General features: G+C 31.6%; 18 protein-coding genes and 1 other RNA gene. 13 read left to right on the top strand and 6 right to left on the bottom strand.

Annotated elements, in window-relative coordinates; translation table 11 throughout:
• Nucleotides 1–13 precede the first annotated feature (13 nt).
• The 5 genes from METVU_RS01375 (at nt 14) to METVU_RS01355 (ending at nt 4,017) form a co-directional block, all read left to right on the top strand.
• A complete protein-coding gene (locus tag METVU_RS01375; protein WP_012819689.1) occupies nt 14–1,360 on the top strand; it encodes an RNase J family beta-CASP ribonuclease in 1,347 nt (448 codons plus the stop codon).
• Between the two features lie 111 nt (nt 1,361–1,471).
• On the top strand, nt 1,472–2,425 hold the full coding sequence (locus METVU_RS01370; protein ID WP_012819688.1) for a polyprenyl synthetase family protein: 954 nt from the start codon (nt 1,472–1,474) through the stop codon (nt 2,423–2,425).
• Nucleotides 2,426–2,485: 60 nt separating this feature from the next.
• Nucleotides 2,486–2,971 (top strand): DUF2118 family protein, encoded by a 486-nt coding sequence (locus METVU_RS01365; RefSeq protein WP_012819687.1) that lies wholly within the window; start codon nt 2,486–2,488, stop codon nt 2,969–2,971.
• A 213-nt stretch (nt 2,972–3,184) separates the two neighbouring features.
• Entirely contained in the window at nt 3,185–3,487 is a 303-nt protein-coding gene (locus METVU_RS01360; RefSeq protein WP_012819686.1) for a DUF749 domain-containing protein, read from the top strand.
• Nucleotides 3,484–4,017, top strand: a complete 534-nt coding sequence (locus tag METVU_RS01355; protein WP_012819685.1) for a DUF2096 domain-containing protein — start codon at nt 3,484–3,486, stop codon at nt 4,015–4,017. Before METVU_RS01360 ends, METVU_RS01355 begins: the two co-directional genes overlap by 4 nt.
• A 40-nt stretch (nt 4,018–4,057) precedes the next feature.
• Here the strand turns inward: METVU_RS01355 and METVU_RS01350 are convergent, their stop codons facing one another.
• Nucleotides 4,058–4,747, bottom strand: coding sequence for a V4R domain-containing protein (locus METVU_RS01350; RefSeq protein ID WP_012819684.1), 690 nt, complete (start codon nt 4,745–4,747; stop codon nt 4,058–4,060).
• Nucleotides 4,748–5,167: 420 nt separating this feature from the next.
• Between METVU_RS01350 and METVU_RS01345 the strand changes: the two genes are divergently transcribed.
• Entirely contained in the window at nt 5,168–5,512 is a 345-nt protein-coding gene (locus METVU_RS01345) for a DUF2304 domain-containing protein (RefSeq protein ID WP_012819683.1), read from the top strand.
• Nucleotides 5,490–5,717, top strand: coding sequence for a hypothetical protein (locus tag METVU_RS01340; RefSeq protein WP_012819682.1), 228 nt, complete (start codon nt 5,490–5,492; stop codon nt 5,715–5,717). Before METVU_RS01345 ends, METVU_RS01340 begins: the two co-directional genes overlap by 23 nt.
• Here METVU_RS01340 and METVU_RS01335 read toward each other — a convergent pair.
• From METVU_RS01335 to bioB, 4 genes are all read right to left on the bottom strand, one after another.
• On the bottom strand, nt 5,714–6,016 hold the full coding sequence (locus tag METVU_RS01335; protein WP_012819681.1) for an ArsR/SmtB family transcription factor: 303 nt from the start codon (nt 6,014–6,016) through the stop codon (nt 5,714–5,716). The two genes, METVU_RS01340 and METVU_RS01335, sit on opposite strands and share 4 nt — an antisense overlap.
• Before the next feature lie 16 nt (nt 6,017–6,032).
• Nucleotides 6,033–6,215, bottom strand: coding sequence for a hypothetical protein (locus METVU_RS01330; RefSeq protein ID WP_012819680.1), 183 nt, complete (start codon nt 6,213–6,215; stop codon nt 6,033–6,035).
• A gap of 181 nt (nt 6,216–6,396) precedes the next feature.
• Nucleotides 6,397–7,050, bottom strand: a complete 654-nt coding sequence (locus tag METVU_RS01325) for a histidinol phosphate phosphatase domain-containing protein (protein ID WP_048196671.1) — start codon at nt 7,048–7,050, stop codon at nt 6,397–6,399.
• Nucleotides 7,051–7,107: 57 nt separating this feature from the next.
• The gene (bioB, locus tag METVU_RS01320) at nt 7,108–8,190 is read right to left on the bottom strand and encodes a biotin synthase BioB (protein ID WP_012819678.1); all 1,083 of its coding nucleotides are present in this window, start codon (nt 8,188–8,190) and stop codon (nt 7,108–7,110) included.
• Nucleotides 8,191–8,444: 254 nt separating this feature from the next.
• On the opposite strand from bioB, the gene METVU_RS01315 reads away from it, so the two are divergent.
• The 6 genes from METVU_RS01315 to METVU_RS01295 all read left to right on the top strand — a co-directional run bounded on the left by METVU_RS01315 (nt 8,445) and on the right by METVU_RS01295 (nt 13,115).
• Complete coding sequence (locus METVU_RS01315) at nt 8,445–9,146, top strand: 6-carboxyhexanoate--CoA ligase (RefSeq protein ID WP_012819677.1); 702 nt, start codon at nt 8,445–8,447, stop codon at nt 9,144–9,146.
• Between the two features lie 95 nt (nt 9,147–9,241).
• The gene (bioF, locus tag METVU_RS01310) at nt 9,242–10,372 is read left to right on the top strand and encodes an 8-amino-7-oxononanoate synthase (protein ID WP_012819676.1); all 1,131 of its coding nucleotides are present in this window, start codon (nt 9,242–9,244) and stop codon (nt 10,370–10,372) included.
• A 99-nt stretch (nt 10,373–10,471) separates the two neighbouring features.
• Nucleotides 10,472–10,789: signal recognition particle sRNA (gene ffs, locus METVU_RS08850), an RNA gene on the top strand.
• A 204-nt stretch (nt 10,790–10,993) separates the two neighbouring features.
• The gene (locus METVU_RS01305) at nt 10,994–11,467 is read left to right on the top strand and encodes a metallophosphoesterase (RefSeq protein WP_012819674.1); all 474 of its coding nucleotides are present in this window, start codon (nt 10,994–10,996) and stop codon (nt 11,465–11,467) included.
• Nucleotides 11,468–11,619: 152 nt separating this feature from the next.
• Entirely contained in the window at nt 11,620–12,324 is a 705-nt protein-coding gene (locus METVU_RS01300) for a hypothetical protein (RefSeq protein WP_012819673.1), read from the top strand.
• An 86-nt stretch (nt 12,325–12,410) separates the two neighbouring features.
• The gene (locus METVU_RS01295) at nt 12,411–13,115 is read left to right on the top strand and encodes a hypothetical protein (protein ID WP_012819672.1); all 705 of its coding nucleotides are present in this window, start codon (nt 12,411–12,413) and stop codon (nt 13,113–13,115) included.
• 13 nt (nt 13,116–13,128) lie between these two features.
• On the opposite strand, the gene METVU_RS01290 is transcribed toward METVU_RS01295, so the two are convergent.
• The gene (locus METVU_RS01290) at nt 13,129–14,007 is read right to left on the bottom strand and encodes a TIGR00341 family protein (protein ID WP_012819671.1); all 879 of its coding nucleotides are present in this window, start codon (nt 14,005–14,007) and stop codon (nt 13,129–13,131) included.
• Nucleotides 14,008–14,080: the final 73 nt, after the last annotated feature.

Here is a 14,080-nt window from a genome sequence, read left to right as displayed (position 1 = left end):
GGGAGATGATAACGTGAAATTGGAAATTATTGCTATTGGTGGATATGAAGAAGTTGGTAGAAATATGACGGCAGTTAATGTAGATGGAGAGATTATAATATTAGATATGGGGATAAGGTTAGATAGGGTCTTGATTCATGAAGATACCGATATATCAAAGCTTCATAGCTTAGAGTTAATTGAAAAGGGTATAATTCCAAACGATACAGTCATGAAAAACATTGAAGGAGAAGTTAAAGCAATTGTCTTATCTCATGGACATTTAGATCACATCGGAGCGATTCCAAAATTAGCCCATAGATACAACGCTCCAATTATTGGAACACCTTATACAATTGAGTTAGTTAAAAGGGAAATATTGAGTGAGAAAAAATTTGACGTAAGAAATCCTCTTATAGTTTTAAATGCTGGGGATTCAATTGATCTAACCCCAAATATAACATTAGAATTTATCAGAATTACACATAGTATTCCGGACTCTGTTTTACCTGTCTTACATACTCCTTACGGCTCTATCGTCTACGGAAATGATTTTAAATTTGATAACTTTCCAGTTGTTGGTGAGAGGCCTGATTATAGAGCAATAAAAAAAGTTGGTAAAAATGGAGTTCTCTGCTTTATATCTGAAACAACAAGAATAAATCATGAAGGCAAAACTCCTCCAGAAATCATAGCAGCAGGACTACTAAAAAATGACTTACTTGGAGCGGATAACGATAAAAACGGAATTATAGTAACTACATTCTCATCCCACATAGCAAGGATAAAATCGATTACAGATATTGCGGAAAAGATGGGAAGAACACCTATCCTTTTAGGAAGGAGTATGATGAGATTTTGTGGAATAGCCCAAGATATTGGTTTAGTTAAGTTTCCAGAAGATTTAAGGATTTATGGAGATCCAAGTTCAATAGAGATGGCTCTAAAGAATATCGTTAAAGAAGGAAAAGATAAATATTTAATTATAGCTACAGGACACCAAGGAGAAGAGGGGGCTGTATTATCAAGAATGGCTACTAATAAAACACCCTATAAATTTGAAAAATACGATTGTGTTGTGTTTTCAGCAGATCCAATTCCCAATCCAATGAACGCAGCCCAAAGATACATGTTAGAATCAAGATTAAAGTTATTGGGGGTTAGGATATTCAAAGGAGCTCACGTCTCTGGGCACGCATCAAAAGAAGATCACAGAGATATGTTAAGATGGTTAAATCCAGAGCATATAATTCCTTCACATGGGGACTTTAACTTAACTGCTGAATATACAAAATTAGCAGAAGAAGAAGGTTATCGACTTGGAGAAGATGTTCATTTATTGAGAAACGGGCAGTGTTTAAGCTTTGAAAGAATAATCTAAGAATCTTTGAATCTTTAATACTTCACATTTTATTATGATTTTCATTAAATTTAAACATAATCTTTTATAATAATCTGTATAACGCCTTTGATAAAACTGTGAGGTGAAAAAATGCTTTTCGATGTAGAAATTTTAAAAAAAATTGATGAAGAACTAAAAAAATATGTAGATAAAAACGATGAACTATATAATGCCTCAAAACATCTATTATTTGCGGGAGGGAAACGATTAAGGCCTTACTTAACAGTTATAACCTACAATCTAAAAAAAGATAATATGGAGGAAATACTTCCTGCAGCTGCTGCTGTTGAACTAATACACAACTACACGTTAATTCATGACGATATAATGGATAACGATGATGAAAGAAGGGGAAAACCAACAGTTCATGTTGTTTATGGTGAGCCAATTGCTATACTTGCAGGAGATCTCCTATATGCTAAGGCATTTGAAGCAGTTTCAAATATAAAAGATAGTAAAAAGGCACATGATGTTTTAAAAATTCTTTCAAAAGCATGTGTTGAGGTTTGTGAAGGACAGGCAATGGATATGAAGTTTGAAAACTACAATCCAACTATGGAAGAATATTTAGAAATGATTAGAAAGAAGACAGGAGCTTTATTAGAGGCCTCTGTTGAAATTGGAGCAATAATGGCTGATTGTAGCGAAGAGGAAAAAACTGCATTAAAAGAATATGCGAAAAGAATTGGTTTAACGTTTCAAATACAGGATGACGTATTAGATCTTATAGGAGATAAAAATAAAATAGGTAAACCCGTTGGGAGCGATATAAGGGAAGGTAAAAAAACGATCATTGTTATTCATGCGTTAAAAACTCTTGATGAAGAAAAAAAGAGAAGATTATTAGAAATTTTAGGGAATAAAAATATTGGAGAAGAAGAGATCAAAGAGGCGATAGAGATATTAAAGCCCTCGATAGAATATGCAAAAGAATTAATGAAAATAAAAACCGAGGAAGCAAAAAATTATTTAAAGATTTTCGATGAAGAAAGAAGAAAAGTGTTAGAGGATTTAGCTGATTTTATAATAAGTAGAATTCATTAAAAATTCATTAAAATAGATTTATTAAAATCTTAATCTTTAAAACCTTTTTTGGGTGAGTGTATGAAAATTCCAAGGTTGTATGTAGAAAATGCAGAAAAACATGAAAATAGGAAAGTTGTTGTAGAGGAGGATGGTAAGGTTATAAGATTTTTAGATGAGGAAGAAGAGTATTGCGGAGAAGGAAAAATATTATATCAAGTAATATACGATGATTTTGATAACTATATTTTAATGGGAACCGTTAGTAGGGATATGCTTATTGAGTATGAAGTTGGAGGAATTAAGCAAATAACCTATATTAAAAAAGGAACTCGGTTATTGGAGATCCCTGCTGAGGGTTATAAGGTTTATCCTATCGTGGATTTTGGATGTAGAGTTCTTGAAGGGCATAGAGTTGCTGCTCTACAAAGTAAGAAAGGAGATGTTAGGTTTGCAAATACTCCTGTTAATGGAATTGTCTTATTTTTAAAAGAAGTTCCATCAAAACGAGAGAATTATGTTTTTTACATACTTCCCGAAAAGGAGATAAGATTTGAAGAAGAATAAACCTTTTTTTCTTTTTGATCTTATCTTTTTTAATTTTTGATTTTAATTATATTTTTGATATATTATTATATTCAAATCACCTTAAAAAAGAAAGAAACCGAGACAAAAAACCTTTTATACGTATAAAGAAAAAATAATAAAATAATAAAAATATAATTAGGATATAAGGATAATAAAACAAAATTATTAGTTCTTTTTATTGAGGGGTTAAATATGGCAGAATGCGATCATACATTTACAGCAACACTGATTTCTATTCTCTCAGTTAAAGAAGCACTAAATAGTGAAATGGAAAACTTTGTGAAAGTTAGAGCTGCTATCGATAAGAGAAAACTAAGAGATGAGGACAAAGTTGCTATATTTAATATAGTATCAACAATGAGTTATCAAGTATTCTTTATAGATAAAGAGGCAGATATAGAAAAAATAAAAGAAGAGTTTAATAAAATGAACGTAAAACTTAACTATGATAGTGAGCAAATTTTAAAAAGATATATTGAGAGGTTAAAGGAATGAAAGACGTTAGAAACTTGGACAAACAGTGGGTAGTACTGTCTGAGTTATCAGCTGAGCTTGTCAATAGAGGGGTAAAAGTGCCTGAAATTGTTTTTGATAAACTTAGGTTAGCCAATTCTCTCCTTTCCTACTACCTCTTAGACCCTCACGTCTCGATAAAGACCCTTGCGGATGTCGAAAGAGAGTTGAATTTTGTGCAATCGCAACTATTTAGTTTGTGTGATGCAGAGTTAACTGAAAAATATTTAAATAAAATGATGAAGGCAGTTAGAGGAGAGTTGAATGTAAGATTTCCGATAAGTAAAAGCAACTATAACAAAGAAGTTAAAAAGAGAGGTAAAGTTGAAGCAGTAAGGGTAAAACTTCAAAAAGAGATACAGATTGAGCGACTAAGCGATTTAGGAGAGTGGCATGGTGTTATATTTGAATACAGCGATGAAAAGGATAAGGTAATCATTGAGGGAGAGATAAATAGAGTAAAAAACGCATTGAAAGATTTTGCAGTAATGTGGAAAGAGGACGCTAATTAAAATTATAAACTCATATGTGGTAAAATAAAATTTTAATAGTTTAACTCAGTTTTATCGATTTTTTTGCAATAAATGCACAGAAAGGATCGCCAATTGCCTGACATTTTTCTTCCGTTACTTCAACCAGATATAACTTATTTACCATATTTTCCAAACATCCAGCAATAAATCCTGCAGTTAAATAACAGATCGGCTCTGATGCCTTACAATTTTTACACTCTTTATTATTTTTTACAATTATAGTCAACGGTTCGCAGTGTTCTATACTAACCTCTCCAAAATCCTCGTTCATGAATCTAATCATCTCTTCATAACTGTTTATTCCCAATCTTATAGCATAATCCTTTCCAATCTCATAGAATATCTTTTTTACATTATTTCCAAGGTAATATTTTCTTAAATATTCTTTTATGTAGGCAATTAGGGAAACCCTCCCCTCAAATACACAGAAATCCTTTTTAGGTAGATTTGTGGAGATCTCAGGTTCTTTTTTGACTTCAAGTTCTTCTTCTTTTATTTCTCTTTTTAATTCCTCCAATGGAGGATATGCCTCCAATATCAAATCATGAAGTCGAGTCCCTTCCGTTAATTTCAGAACTTCTTTAAGAAGGTCTTTATTATCCTTATACTTCTCCAATAAGTTTTTCATCATAGTTAATTTAATCCCCATGAACTTGGCTCTGTTGTCAATAATTCTTAACATCTCAATAACTTTCATTGCGTTAGCCATTTAAACCACACATTGTTTTGCCTCTACATATCCAACGTCCCCATAAATAAAAATAAACAAAATTTCTTAAACATTAAAAACAAATATGATATTATATTACGTATTATTTACTTTTATTATTTATTATTATGTGATGTTATTATTTTTATGCCATCTTATTATTAAACTATAACAACAAAACTATAATATCATTATTTTAATTCTAATACTATTATAATACTATTTTTTGTTGTTATTGAATCAATTGCTCCAACTTTAATGATCTAAATTAATATGTCAACTAAGGGAAATCAAAGATTTAATTTGTTAGAAGTATTATATATAATTTTTTGCATATATATACCCGTCGTTAAGTTAATAAGCATATAAACATAATAATAGGTTTTGGATAAAATATAAACCTTGTGGAGGATAGAAGATATGGAACCAATTCAAATATTTGGAGTAGTGTTTGCATTATTTGCTCTTTCGAGAGTTATCATGCAGATAAAAAAAAGAAATATAAATATGAATGAAGGGATATTCTGGATATTTATTTGGAGTTCTGTTGTTATATTTTTACTATTTCCAGAATGTTTCGGTTATCTTGCAAACTTTTTGGGAGTGGGAAGAGGAACTGATGCATTAATTTATATATCCATGGTCGTGTTATTCTATTTAATTTATAGATTATACTCAAAAGTTGATGCATTAGAAAAGCAAATAACTCATATCGTAAGAGAAATTGCAATAAGGGATAGGTATGAACCAAAAAAGAGAGATTGAACTGCTGATGTTTGATGTTCTACCTTACATTTCAAACATAAACTATATTAAAGAGATTTTTGAAGAAGCGGAAAGTTTAGAAGATCTCGAACGAAAAGTTGAGGAACTTTTAAAAGTAGAGAAAGATATCACAAAAAAGACAGATTTAAAGATACTGTTGGAAAAAATAAAAGAAGCAAAAGAAAAATATTCCAAATCAACTTAATTTAACTGTTTTTTTATTTTGTATAAGAGATTCGGAAGATCTATCATCAAATCTTCTTTTGTTTTATAATACTTTCTCAGTATTGACCTTTCTCTGTCAAATTCAATTCTACACTCTAACAACTCAGCGTCTACCAACTTCTTTATATGGGAAATTAAAAGAGGTTTAGAAATATTAAGAGATCTTCTTATTTCTTTACTTGAAAGCTCTTTATCTAAACACATTGCCAATATTTTTAACCTTGTAGGATGAGAAAGAGCTTTAAACATCTTTAAACTCCGTTCAATTTCCTCGCTCACGATCCTCCTCCTAAATTTACTCTTTTAACTCTTCCCTAAGTTTTTTAATTTCTTCCTTTAGGGCTCGGATCTCTTCTAATAATTCATCATTTTTTAACTTTTCTCCTTCATGATTTTGACATCTTACAATAAGATACAGTATTGCACCGATCAAAAGCAGCCAGATAATTGCGGTTCCCACGTCTGGAGGAATGGGCATAAGCTCACCTTCAATAATAGATTATAAATATTTTTATCTGGGTAAAATTTTATTTACCCATATTATAAACTTTGAAGTTTTTACAATAAATATCTTTGGAATGTTTTTAATATGTATTTAACCGTAAAAATATGTAAAATGATAAATCAAACAAAAAATTTTAAAATTTTAATATTGGATTTTATAATCTTTTTAAGAGTTCTTTTGGGTATTGAATAAGGGTTTTCTCCAATTCATTTTTTGTTAGGCCTGCTCCTAAACCAACCTTTTTCGCGAATTCCAAATCTATCAAGTCATCTGGGGAATGGGTGTCGGTATTAATTAATGTCTTTAAATTAAACTTTCTCGCAACATTTACCACGTGGCCGTTAGTTATGTTATGGCCTTTTCTTGATGTTATTTCAACAAAAATATCATTCTCTTTTAAATTTTCGGCAACTTCTTTATCGATAAATCCAGGATGAGCCAAAATATCTACATCCTCAGAAATGGAAGCATAATAATTGGTCTTTTCCTCTACTGGCTCTACAACCGTCTCTCCATGAACCACGACAATTTCTGCCCCAAGATCTTTACACTTTTTAGCAAGATCTGGAATTGCCTTTGGAGGAACGTGAGTTAGTTCTACACCTACAACAATAATTATGTCCCAATATTTTTCTAAATTCTCCTTAGCAGTTATTGTTTTCTCAATAAGATCCTTGTAATTGCTAAAATCCGCATGATCTGTTATTGCTATTGCCCTATGCTTTAAGACCTTTGCTCTTCTTACAAGTTCGGCAGGTAATAACTCTCCATCGCTAAAAATTGTATGTGTGTGAAAATCATATCTCATGGCTTTTCTACCCCTCATAATGTTATAATCATTATTTAAGTTTTTAATTTAAATCTGTTAATAAAAATTATTTGACAGTTGAATATAATCAAAGATCATTTTTAAATCATCCTTTAAAGACCTTCCCTTAGTAGTTAGGTAGTTTCCAATCATCAATCCATCAATAGCAAGCAAAGCGTATGATTGAAAATCTCCTAAATTTAACATTCTTCCACCAGCTAACCTTATCTCTGCATTAGGTAGAATCAACTTAAATAGTGCAATAGATTTCAGTGCTTCCGATACCGTTATTTGTTTTATTTCTCGATTTTTTATTTTTTGATATATTTTTGTCCCTTCAATTGGATGTAGCAAGTTGATTGGAACACTATCTACTCCTAAACATTTAAGATCAAAAGCCATACTTAACCGATCCTCTATACTTTCTCCAAGTCCAAAAATTCCACCACTGCAAACTTCTAATCCAAGTTTTTTACATTTTTTGATTAGATCTACTTTATCATCATAGCCATGAGTAGAACAGATATTTTTAAAGAAATCTTTTGATGTTTCTAAGTTGTTATGAACTCTAACATCTAATTTTTTTAAATCATATAATTTTTCTTCATCTAAAAGCCCAAGAGAGCAACAAACCTTCAAATTCGTCTCTTCTTTTATTAAGTATATTGCCTCTAAAATTTTCACAAATTCATCATCATTAACACTCTTTCCACTTGAAACTATGCTGAATCTCTCTATCTGTAGAGGAGATCTCATGTTAAAACGCTTTATCTTCTTGAAGTTGGAGCTTTCAGATCCAATTAATGTTCCATACTCCATGGTTGAAGAAATTTTACAACACTCTTCAACAAGTTTTTTTGCATACTCTAAAATCTCTGTTTTAGATTTTAATGGGTAAACAGGAATTTTACAGTTATTGTAAATGGACTGGGAGCAAAAAATACAATTTTCTTTACATTTTCCACTCTTTGCATTGATTATTGAGCATAATTTAATTCCCTTCTGCTTATTGTTGTTGTAATGTAATTTTACCTTAAAAGCTAAATAAAGGAGATCTATTGCATTAAAATTTTTATACAGGTAGAGGGCATCATCAAGAGTTAACTTTCCCCTTAGAGATCTTTTTAAAAACTCTTCCACACCAAATCACCCAGGTTATTATTGAAGAACAATAGAAATAATTAATAGAACTAATAAAGATGATAAGGAAGATAATAACAAAAAGAATTTTTAATCATTTTAATCGTTATTACTTCCATCCTATATATGCAACATTTATACAAAAAACAGTTTAAGACAAATTATACAATATACTATAATCTATAATTATGATAATTTTTATGGTATAATTAAGTTTAGGATATTTAGTATTATGCCCAAAATGGGTGTGTATTATGTATAGTATAAAAATGCGAGCATCGAAAAATGGTAAACACATCTCAGGGGCGGAGAGGATAGTAGAAAAAGAAAAAATCGAAGAAGTTGTTAAAGATCTAACCAAAAGGGCATTAAATCATGAAAATGGAACGCCTGACTTTATAAATATAAAAGTAGAGAAAATCGTTGGGGAGATAGAATACATCGATCATCTTCCAATAATAACAATACCTTGTAAAAACATAAAAGAAGCTCGAAAAAAAGCTATTGAAATATTAATTAATGAAGGAATTCCGAAAGAGATCATTTTACAGGCGTTTGAAATTATAGATCGAGGAGGGATGAGAGGTGCAGCTCTGCTAAATTTAAAAGGAGAACGTTTAGATCCTGATAAAGAGCGAGGAGTTAGAGTGAAGAATATAGATGTCTCTGAGAGCTTAAAAAATGAAATTTTAACTAAAAATTTAGGGACAGAAAGGACAGTAGACGCGATCGCAATAGCTTCAAAAGTTATTCATCTCGGAGTGTTAGCCGAGTTATGTACATCAGATAACAAAAATTACACTACGGGATATGTTGCAACTAAAAAGGGGTATTTTAGAATAACTAATCTAAAAAGAGAAGGAGATCCAGGAGGTAGAGTATTTTTTATAAAAGATGACAGAAATATAAAAAAATTAATTGAAAAATTAGAAAATAAGCCATGTATAATAAGATAACGACAATAAATTGTAATAAAATTAAAACCTAAATAAAGTAAAAAACAGGAAATCAAATAGAAGTTAAAAAAGATGAAGAGATTTTAGTGAGAACTATGTTTCGAGAACATTTAAAAAAGGAATTAAATAATATAAAGAATTCTGGTCTTTATAGAACTCTAAAAGTCAAAGATGGAAAGTTTATTGATTTCTCTTCTAACGACTATCTTTGCCTATCAAAACATCCTGAAATCTTAAATGCTGTAAAAAATGGGTTGAGATATGGTTCTGGCTCGACAGGATCTCGATTAACCTCCGGCAATATAAATCATGAAAAACTCGAAGAAAAAATTGCTGAATTTAAAGAAACAGAACGGGCACTGGTTTACTCTTCTGGATATGCCACAAACGTAGGAGTTATATCTGCATTATGTAAAAAAGGAGATCTAATTTTAAGTGATAAATTAAATCACGCATCTATAATAGACGGATGTCGGTTAAGCAGGGCTGATGTATTAATTTATGAGCACTGCAACATCTCCCATCTATTAAACCTAATAGAAGAAAACTGGCGTAAATATGAGGAAGGAAATTTATTTATCATAACCGATGGAGTTTTTAGTATGGATGGAGACGTTGCTCCAATAAAAGAATTAAAAAAAATTGCAGACGAATTTAATGCAGTTCTTATCGTAGATGATGCCCATGGAACAGGAGTTTTAGGAAATGGAAAAGGAACACTAAAACACTTCAACATAAAGCCCTCAGATAATATAGTGCAAGTTGGAACCCTTTCAAAGGCGGTGGGAGGTTTAGGTGGATTTGTTTGTGGAGTTGAGGAGGTTATTGATTATTTAATAAACACTTCAAGAAGTTTTATATACTCAACTGCACTTCCTCCTCATGTAGTAGAAGGGTGTATTAAAGCGTTTGAGATTATAGAAAAAGGGGAAGTTGTTAAAAACCTTCAAAATAAAATAAACATTGCAAATAAAATATTCAAAAAATATAAATATATAAATTGTGGACATATAACCCCGATCTTTCCTTTTATTTTTGGAGAAAAAACTATGTCTCTTGCTCAACATCTTATAGACAATAATATCTTTTGTGTTGGGATAAGATACCCAACAGTTCCAAAGGGATCTGAGAGAATAAGAGTTAGTATAAACATAGGGCATAAGAAAGAGGATTTTATACTACTATGTGAAAAAATAAACGATTTTTTGATAGACGATAAAAAATAAGTCAAACGCATTGTGGATTAAGTATGAATTAATAGAAAATCTGGAATAAAGATGACCACAAACTATATATAAATAATCATACTATATATATAATCGGTGTGCATGGCTAGGCCGGGGGGTTGGGCGTCCCCTGTAACCCGAAATCGCCCTTATGCGGGGGCCGAAAACTTGGGGGCGGTATACTCTCCCGTCCTCTCCTTCCCAGGCCTCTCGATGAGGTCTCGTCCCGTGGGGCTCGGCGGAGGGGGAGTCCCTCCTGTAGGGGAGGGATAACCCCCTTTACCTGCCGAACCCCGCCAGGCCCGGAAGGGAGCAACGGTAGGCAGGACGTCGGCGCTCACGGGGGTGCGGGACGGAGAAGAGGTCTGGGGTCAAGGAGAGGTCTGGGAGAGATACCCACCCCAAGGAAGCCATGCACACCACTTTTCTTTAATATGATCGAAATTTTTTCTTCCTTCGAAGTTTTAGTTTTGTTATTTTAATTTATTTAATCGATATGATTTCGCTCTATAACTATTATTTCGTATTATTTCTGGCTTTATTTTCTGTAATGGTTTTAACGTATTGAATTTTTGTTCATATATATTATGATTTTTCATAACTTCTCAGTGGTGATCATTAATGCTTTTTGGAATCATTTCTGATACCCATATCTATGATAGAGCTATGGAATTGCCAAAGATCGTTTTTGACGAGTTTTCTAATGTCGATCTAATAATTCACTGTGGAGATATAACGGACAAAGATGTTTTGGAGTGGTTGGGAGATATTGCTGATGTTATAGCCGTTAAAGGAAATATGGACTATTTAAATTTACCAAAACAGGAAATATTGGATGTAAATGATATAAAAATTGGGATAATTCACGGAGATGAAGTATTTCCCCGAGGAGATAGGTTAAAATTAAGATTGCTTGGTAAGGAAATGGGGGTTGATGTTTTAATCTCAGGACATACGCATACGCCTTTTATTGATGATTGTAAAGATATTTTATTGTTAAATCCGGGATCTCCAACAGTTCCAAGGTGTAATATTAGATCAATAATGAAATTGTATTTAGATGAAAAAGTGAGTGCTAAATTAATCCCAATCTAAATGATTTTTAAATAATTACTTTATTTCGATTTTTTAATTTTTAATATTTTTTAAGTGTTTTATTAATTATGCGAAAGGTATATATAATTCGATTTATAGAATGATTCATATGATACAATTAATTATTATTATCAAGTATTACAGGTGGGATCATGGTAAGGTATGGAATAAAGATCGAAGATGATAAAGTTGAAATTGTTAGATATTCTACGGTATATACAGATGAGGGGGTTGAAAATTTAGAAGAAACGTATTTGTTAATTAGAGCAGATGATTATGAAAGAATAACTGGAATATTTGAACCGTTTCCAAAAAAGGACATAACCTTTGTAGGAAATTTGGATGATCTAAAAGTTGTTAAAGGTCAGGAAATGAGAACGGCTGTTCCAATCCCTCTTTCAATTTGTAGGGCTAAATACATTAAAAGAATAGATGAAGACGACGAGAGAATAACGTATTTAGATATTAACGGCGTTCCAATACAGAAAGGAATTATAGTGGGAATTGTCGTTGGAGTTCAGCATAAAAAAACGTCTACTGGGAAAGATTACACAATATTTAGAATATTTGACGGTTATGGATGGGGAAGATTGAGATTATTTGGAATAAAAGCAAATCCAGAAATATTCACTGGAATGTTTATAAGAGGGTTTGTAAGATTTGGTTTAGTTGAATTTAGAAATGAAGAAGGGGAATTGAGAAAATCTATTTCCTTAACGTTGAGTGATATGCCTGTAATAGTGCAACCTAAGGAATATCTCGTTCATAAAAAATTTATAGATGAAGTTGTTTTGCCAAGAGTGGCTCCTGAATTGATCGAAGAGGAAAATGAAGAAGAGGGGGTTATTGAAGAATAACCATTAAGGGAAGATAATTTTCCTATTTAACTATCGAATAATGAACATTTAATATTAATATTATTTAAAATTTCGGGTGATAGTTTATGGTATTGGGCAAGATAAAATCACTACTTCCAAGGTCTCAAATACTTACAAAAGCTAAGATAGTGGATATTAGGAGAAGAGAAAGCGAAGAAGGGTCTGTATTTTATATTGGAACTATGGTAGATAAGGATGGTGTTGCAAACTTTATAACCACAATCCCATTAGAAAAAGGCAAATGTTATGAGATATTTGGAATAATAACCGAAGAGAAAAGTGTTAGAATTATAGAAAAGGTGGTTAAGGGTATTAAATATCCAAGAGAAATTCCAGAAATTCCAAAAGAGGAATTATTCAATAAAGGAGAGGTTTTAGAAGTAAAAGTGCCTGCAATTTTAGAAGTTCCACAATCAACGATATTTGTAAACTACTACTGTAAGATATGTAGAGGAATAGTAGAAACAAAAATAAAGCCGAGAGGATTAATCTATATCTGTAAGAACTGTGGAGAGATCGAGCCAGAAGATGTAGATGTGAAAATTAAAGTGTTTGGGAAGATCCACTTTGGAACATCTTCTAAAAGATGCTACATCCCTCCAAATACGTTGGAGCAGTTTATGCCCGGAATATTAGATATGCTTGAAGAGTATGGAATAGAGGACACAATTAGAGAGATCTGCTTAAAACTAAATGGTAAGACGTTTTTAGTTAGAGGATTTGAGGGAAAAGATGGAAACTATATAATAACAGAAATGGAGGATATTTAATTAATTATTTTAATTATTTAATTAATGACTTACTTTTTCCTAACTTGTATCTCAGGCCAATATACCCTCCAATGTCAAGTAATATAATGTTTAAAGCCAGTAAAATAAAAGTTATATATATTAAATACAGATCTCCGGTCGCAAGAGCCATTCCCATCAATAAGGCAGGAATTAATATTGAGACATCTATCGTAACTCCTATAATTTCATAGTCCTTTCCACTGGCAATACTCATTCCTCCAGAGATGCCTGCAATTATTGCTACAATTGCACTTAGTAATATTGATGTTTCTGATAAATACTGCATAACTAAGCCCTTTGAAACAAAAAACAAACTTGGAATTAAAGCACAAATAATAACAACTCCTGAGCATATTAGTTCTTTTTTCATTCCTTCTATAAAGAGTTTTTTATCCCCTAAGACGGTTCCAATTGCACTTCCCATAACCGTATCAACCAGAGGGGCTATGATCATCGCACCTATTAATGTTGGAATATTATGCTCTATCAATCCAATAACCCCCATTATACTTGCAAGAATAACCTTTATTATTACATTTTTAGTTATCTTAACCATTGTTTTTGCTTTGTAATACAATTCAAGAGGAGATAAGGTTGTTGATGCCATTCCTTCATCTCTGCAGGAGAATGTTATGTTTGCAGGCATTATTGTTACACTTCCATGGCCTTTCTCCCCTAAACCAAGTTTTTTTAATTCTAAAACGATACTTTCAGCATCTTTTGCCTCAGCATTACATGTTATTATTATCCCATCATCTATGGATGTTTTTAGTGGCTGTATTATTGATATGGAGTATGCATTGTTGCATTTTAAAATCTCTTCAACTTCTTTTAAGAACTTTTTTGGTATTATAATCTTCATATACCTCATTATCTCCCCGTTAATCTAAATTATTAATACAGTAAAATATTGGTTATTTATGATATATTGTTATTATTGTTAT

The sequence above is a fragment of the Methanocaldococcus vulcanius M7 genome (assembly GCF_000024625.1).
GTDB lineage: Archaea > AGJL01 > Methanococci > Methanococcales > Methanocaldococcaceae > Methanocaldococcus > Methanocaldococcus vulcanius.
This window is presented reverse-complemented; position numbering and strand designations above follow the sequence as displayed.